The following is a 6,118-nucleotide window of genomic DNA, read 5'->3' as shown; positions in this document are numbered from 1 at the left end:
AGAAAAGGTACGATAAAAAAGTTCAATAAACGGTTTACCTGATAACATGGATAAAGAGCAGTAGCAATATTATTTGGTCAACTGCATAAGTTGCTACGCGCCTAGTAATTCCTGCATAATTTACTTTAGTATTCATTTGAACCTCACATAATTATTTATTATATCATGCAAATAGATTAAATAATAGTGAAAACGATATTACCAATCCTTATTAAAAATTATATATGAATAAATTTTTTTATATAATCATCATGTGTATTTTGTATTTCTTCCTTGTTGCCTAGAAAAATAATTTTACCTTCACGTAGCATCACCATTCTATCTGCTATTCTAAAAGCACTGTAGATATCATGTGTAACAGTAATGATTGTAGCCAGGCCGTGTAGATTGATTATTATTTCGTTAATTACATCAGAAATGATTGGATCTAAGCCTGATGTTGGTTCATCTAAAATAATAGTTTCAGGATCATGTGCAATTGCTCTTGCAAGTGCAACTCTCTTTCTCATTCCACCTGATAATTCAATTGGCATCATTTCAGCTATACTTTCACTTAACCCAACAGAATATAACCTTTCTATGGCAAGTAATTTTGCTTTTTCTTTATTTATGTTAAAACGCTTTTTATAATTAAATGAAATATTTTCCCAAACTGTCATGCAATCAAACAAAGCAGAGTTCTGAAATGCAACTCCAAAATTGTTTGTATCACTTATTACAATTTTACCTGAATCTGCTTTTAATAATCCAATAATGATCTTTAGTAAGACAGATTTCCCACTACCTGATTCGCCAAGTATCACTAAAGACTCTCCTTTTAGTACATCAAAACTTACTTTATCTAATATTTTTTTTTCAAAAAAGGACAAGCTTAAATTCTGTATAGATATTGCTGGGTTCATAAATAGATAAGAGTAATTATATAGTTCAATAAAATGACTAAAACGGAAGATAAAACTACAGTTGATGTTGTAGCAAACCCAACTCCATGTGCACCTTCTTTACAGAAATAGCCATAGTAGCAGCTTATGATTGATATTATACCACCAAATATTATTGCCTTTTTTAAACCGATGAAAAAATCATATGCATGAAAAAAATTAATAGTATTCCTTATGTATATATTAGGGTTTTGGTTGAGCTTTACAATTGCAGTGATATAACCTCCAAATATGCCTACCAAATCTGCACACAAAACAAAAAAGGGAAATACTATTATTGATGCAATGAGTCTTGGTGCAACTAAATATTGAAATGGATTGACGTTCAGAGATTTTAACGCATCTATTTGTTCAGTAACGCGCATTACTCCTATCTCTGCCGCAATAGATGAGCCAATTTTTCCAATCATTATTAAGCTAATTAAGGCTGGACCAAGTTCTCTTATAATTGCAATAGTAACAACTTTAGGTATGATAAAACTTGGATCTAGTTCTATTCCACTTGAGCTACTTTGTAGTACAGTTACTGCTCCTATAAAAAATGCAGTTAACCCTACAATTGGTAAAGAAAAAAAACCTATTTCTATTATTTGTCTTATTATGATATTGAAATAATATGGTGGTATAAAACAATAGTATATAGATTGTATGAAAAATATAGTAATTCTTCCAAGTCCTGATAAAAATTCTAAAAAATATTTTCCAATATTACTTAAAAAGTTTTCCATCTTAATATAATTTCCTAATATATTGAAATAACATTACCCACCCTTATTTTTTTTTCAGTAATTATAATGTCTAGAGCTTGATCATGTTCATCTTGAGGTAAAAAATATGAGTGCTGCGCTTCGTATGCTACTCCTATAAAATTTCGCTTTGTATGACGTAGTTTCCCTATTGTTTTATCATACCAACCACCACCAAAACCAAGTCTATTTAGCTTATTATCAAAAGCAACAATAGGAGTAATTATTGTATCAGGAATTAAAATTTCTTTATCATACTTCCACCTATGAAACATTAAATCATCATTAACCTTATTAATGAGTGGTATTACTATTTCATAATCTGAATCATCTAAAAGAGACATTAGTGGTATAACATCTATTTCTCCATCCATAGGAATATATGCAGCAATTATATTGCCTTTAATATAATCAATATTTTCAATAAAGATACTAGCTAATTTCTCTGCTGCATAGTCTGCATAACTTTTATCTATATTCTTTCTGATTTTTCTATATTGTTTTCGCATTTCAATTTTCTGTTTTCTTATAGTATCAGACACTTATCTTTTTACATAACTTAACCATTTTACTGTCAACTTTTCTTGTAAACTATTCTGCTTTAATCTATCATCTAAAAAATCAAAATCAATAGAATTTATACTTTGATCCTGATTAATACAGCTATAGAGAAAATTTCCATCTGTATGTAATTGCAAACATTGAGCACAAACGCCTTTCATCATACATTGCATAGGTGAATTAACTGATGCTATTGCTTCACAACCGTATTGTAAGTATGATTTTAAAACTGTTATTCTTGCATTATTCAAAGCTTTCATCATGCCACTTGAACCAATAGTAATAATTTTTTTTATAGAACCAAGATCTATTGTAACGTTACCTAATCTTCCACTTTGGTACGCAATAATTGCATCAATTACATTGCCACAGTATGTTCTATCTTTCTTTCTTTTTATTTCTATCAACCCTTCATCACACGTCCAAACAACTGTGCTAGCTGCTTTTTCTATTAAATCTCTTTTAAATAGATCTTTTAATTTTTTATAACCAGCGAAGTATAAAACCTTCTTTCCATGCTTAAGGAACTCTTTTCCTATAGACAAAAGCACAGCATTACCCACTCCACCGCCAACTAGCATTATGTTGCTGACTTTCTTATGAGGCATCATTTTTTCTAGCTAAGTAGACAAGATTCAATTTGCTTGTTATTAAAAAATTTAGATGAAGTAGAAAAAAATGTAGCAATGGAGTCACTTTCTTTAATAAAGATAAATTCATAAGATTTTTTATGAACCTTATATAAACATGTACCATCTTTAAAATTTTGAAATGCTTTAGTTGTAGAAATCAGAATCTCATCTGTATAAAGATCATAAGAGCACCCACCAGGACATTTTATTTGTGATATTCTGTTGCTATCTAGATACTTTATTTCCAAAGTACAAATTGGGTAATATATTTTCACTTTATTACATAAATCTTTATCCCAAACTATTCCTGCCCATTCTTTCTTTTTGTACCTCAACATACCTGCCTACAAAATGCATCCCACCAAGTTTATCATTATCTATTTCACCGCAGAAAATATGCCTAAAGGCACTTTTTTTATCTTCCACTGCAGTTGAATAGAAGGTGATCTAAACCAGAGTTGCGTAAGTTCATCGTTGAATAACTCTAGGCTTGCGTTAGGTGTTATTACACGCTTATTAAGGAGGTTACTATATATTCTTCTTACTGTACGTCTATGCATAAGAGAATCAAATAAAGCATGAAAATCTTTTTGATTAGAGTAAGAATTCCAATCTCCATATACTTTTAATATATCTTTGTCAAATTTGGTAAGATGAGGAAATCATGGGATATCTTATGAATGATAAGGTTTTGTTCTAAAGAAAAGTTTAAAATTCTTAACATAATTATTATTAGTATATTGTTCTTCGTCTTTATCATGCAAACAATGAACTTCAGATGAAGTTATAGTGAACATTACTATAATAATCAATGAATATAAAATAAATTTTAACTTGCTATGCATATAATAATTTCTTTTTAATTTATATTAAATAAATAAAAATCAAGGATCAACAGATTTATTTTTTTTTATTGACTATATATTGTACATATAGCATGGGCAACATTGCAAAAAAAAAAAACAATTTGGACTTCAAAGGGTAATTTCAAAAGAACTACTGCGTTCAAGAAAGGGTGCTGAGTTTGTATATAGTGTTAACTTTGGAAGTTTTTATGAATAATAGAGAGAAAGAAAATAGCCAGCCATATAAATAACTTCAAGACACAAAGGTGAGTTTGCGTTGGAGCGAGTAACTCAAGTACTTCTTCAAGGAAGTTTGAAAATATTTTTCTATGCAAATTGCTAGGTAGAACAATTTAATAGGAAGTATAGCATAAAGTAAGGCAAGTAACTAAACAACCATCACCTACAAGGTGAATGGTTAAGTTTTAACCAATTTGATGAAGTAGCTCGCCCTCCTGATATAATCTTCTCATCTGTCAAAACTTACAGACAAATATCCAAGTACCAAAAGACGTCTTCCTCTAAATTGCTTTCGTAAATTTGCAAAGTCATGAATAAGCAATCTTGAACTTATTTCTTTCAAAAATTGCACAATTTTGCTAACTACTCTTCTGTTGCTTATACGATATAAACATATGACTTACTTCAACTTTACCTGAGATACTTAATTTTCCACTACCTAGCCGCTCCATAACTTCTTACAGAAATTCATGACTCTCTTCGATATTTTAAAATACACACCAAGCGTACTTTCATATGTGATTTCTAACCCGCAATTGGAGTTTTAAAGTTATGCATTGTTTTGATAGTTGGTTCTATTTTTAAATGATTCAAATGGCTTAGAGGTTTACCTAAATCACTCTTCACTTCTATTGCATTATCTTTTTGAACTACTTCTATACTAGAACCAAAAATTTTCTCATAAAATATTTGAAAATATTCTAGAATAATATTAAGTAAATTTTGATTACCAACTTTATAATTTTCTAACTCTTTTGGAACAATAAGTAACAATTGACCACCTCTGTATTCAACCTGATTATATTCTCGCGCTACAAGTGTGAATTCTAGAGAGCCATCGATCTTAGCTATAGTTGCTTCCTCCATGTTACTTGCTTCACCTGTACTTATTTTTTTGCAATCAGCTATAGGCGTAACTGTATTGGAAGTAATCTTTATATAATATGGGTCAGTACAATCAATATTCATTACTTTTTCAATAGTACCTGCATATAAACTATTTTTACCATCAAATAAAGGACCCATCACATAAAAGTGTAGATTACCTTCATAAGCAAATTGATTACAGTTAGTAATTCATTCCTCTATAATAGAATTATTAGGCACTATTGCATCAGCGTACTCAAAAATCTTAGTAAAAACTGCTCCTGCTATTAAGCGGTAATCCTTGTCTTTATTAGGATTTAGGTCTTTTTCAATTTCTTCTCTCCATTTTATAACTAATTCTGCAGGTATTTTTTTGCCATTGATAACAAAATTCATTCTCTGAAGATCCTTATACATTGTAGAACCAGAGAGTATTTGTTCATTATTTTGATCAGCAAGTAACTTTTCATAAGTAAATTCTCTTACTGCATTTTTTAAATTATTCACTGGATTTATATATGCCATAACTCAATACCTTGTTCATACCTGATTTAAATATTATATCATAAAATATGAATAATTCAATAATGTTACTGTCAAATAAATGATATACTTCAGAAAGTGTCCTCACTTGACACTATAGCATAGAAAATTTATTTACTAGGTGATTATAACTCTTAATTTATGTTATCTCTAAATATTAAAAAATATCTAATATCACTAATATACCTGTTAATCTTAACGTATATATGTACATCTGTATTTAGTTATAACTATAAAGATCCATCATTTAACACCTTAACAGATGAAAAAGTAACAAATTTAGGTGGTGTAGTAGGTTCATACATAGCTGACATACTAGTGCAATTTCTTGGTTTAAGCAGCATCACAGCAGCTACAACTATATTTTATCTATTAGTTTTTAAACCAAAAAAAATACTTCTTAAAATCTTTTATTTAATTCTAATGAATTTTGGAATATGTGCTTTTTTACCAAGAATATCGATAGACCTAATTGCAAAGTATAGATACGGAGGAATCATAGGGAATATACTGGCAGATAATATTCCACTTTATATAGTAATAACTTCAACATTAACAGGGTTAATATGGCTTATCGGCTGGAAAAGAACTGCTAATTTTTTGTTTTTTATATTAAAAAAAACAACTTTGTCGCTTATACTATTTTTAGTAAAAATATTTCTTTTCTTCATATTAAAAACACTTAAATCTACTATTTCCTCTATACACCATATTAAACCTTTGGTAACAATAGAAAAAAAACA

At 29.2% G+C, this 6,118-nt stretch carries 10 protein-coding genes; 1 reads left to right on the top strand and 9 read right to left on the bottom strand.

All coding sequences use genetic code 11. The features are described from left to right. Nucleotides 1-218: 218 nt before the first annotated feature. The 9 genes from V6U76_RS04145 to V6U76_RS04105 form a co-directional block, all read right to left on the bottom strand. Nucleotides 219-902, bottom strand: coding sequence for an ABC transporter ATP-binding protein (locus V6U76_RS04145; protein WP_333023779.1), 684 nt, complete (start codon nt 900-902; stop codon nt 219-221). Next, nucleotides 899-1,669, bottom strand: a complete 771-nt coding sequence (locus V6U76_RS04140; RefSeq protein WP_333023777.1) for an MlaE family ABC transporter permease — start codon at nt 1,667-1,669, stop codon at nt 899-901. Before V6U76_RS04140 ends, V6U76_RS04145 begins: the two co-directional genes overlap by 4 nt. 14 nt (nt 1,670-1,683) lie before the next feature. Continuing rightward, nucleotides 1,684-2,229, bottom strand: a complete 546-nt coding sequence (locus V6U76_RS04135; RefSeq protein ID WP_333023775.1) for a 5-formyltetrahydrofolate cyclo-ligase — start codon at nt 2,227-2,229, stop codon at nt 1,684-1,686. After that, nucleotides 2,230-2,859, bottom strand: coding sequence for a ferredoxin reductase domain-containing protein (locus tag V6U76_RS04130; protein WP_333023773.1), 630 nt, complete (start codon nt 2,857-2,859; stop codon nt 2,230-2,232). 5 nt (nt 2,860-2,864) lie between these two features. Continuing rightward, nucleotides 2,865-3,218: a hypothetical protein gene (locus tag V6U76_RS04125; RefSeq protein ID WP_333023771.1), complete on the bottom strand. Its 354-nt coding sequence runs from the start codon at nt 3,216-3,218 to the stop codon at nt 2,865-2,867. Beyond that, nucleotides 3,172-3,306 carry an EndoU domain-containing protein gene (locus V6U76_RS04120; RefSeq protein ID WP_333023770.1) on the bottom strand — a complete coding sequence of 45 codons (135 nt, stop codon included), beginning with the start codon at nt 3,304-3,306 and terminating at the stop codon, nt 3,172-3,174. The genes V6U76_RS04125 and V6U76_RS04120 overlap by 47 nt, the downstream gene beginning before the upstream one ends. A 248-nt stretch (nt 3,307-3,554) precedes the next feature. Further along, nucleotides 3,555-3,725, bottom strand: a complete 171-nt coding sequence (locus V6U76_RS04115; RefSeq protein ID WP_333023769.1) for a hypothetical protein — start codon at nt 3,723-3,725, stop codon at nt 3,555-3,557. A gap of 765 nt (nt 3,726-4,490) precedes the next feature. Further along, nucleotides 4,491-4,994 carry a hypothetical protein gene (locus V6U76_RS04110; protein WP_333023768.1) on the bottom strand — a complete coding sequence of 168 codons (504 nt, stop codon included), beginning with the start codon at nt 4,992-4,994 and terminating at the stop codon, nt 4,491-4,493. 48 nt (nt 4,995-5,042) lie between these two features. Then, entirely contained in the window at nt 5,043-5,357 is a 315-nt protein-coding gene (locus V6U76_RS04105) for a hypothetical protein (RefSeq protein WP_333023767.1), read from the bottom strand. Between the two features lie 159 nt (nt 5,358-5,516). On the opposite strand from V6U76_RS04105, the gene V6U76_RS04100 reads away from it, so the two are divergent. Then, the coding region (locus V6U76_RS04100; RefSeq protein ID WP_333023766.1) for a DNA translocase FtsK 4TM domain-containing protein at nt 5,517-6,118 on the top strand (602 nt) is incomplete at its 3' end.

The organism is Wolbachia endosymbiont of Pentidionis agamae, assembly GCF_036711655.1.
Lineage (GTDB): Bacteria > Pseudomonadota > Alphaproteobacteria > Rickettsiales > Anaplasmataceae > JAZHPY01.
Note: the sequence above shows the minus strand (reverse complement) of the source record. Positions and strands in the feature narration are given on the sequence as shown.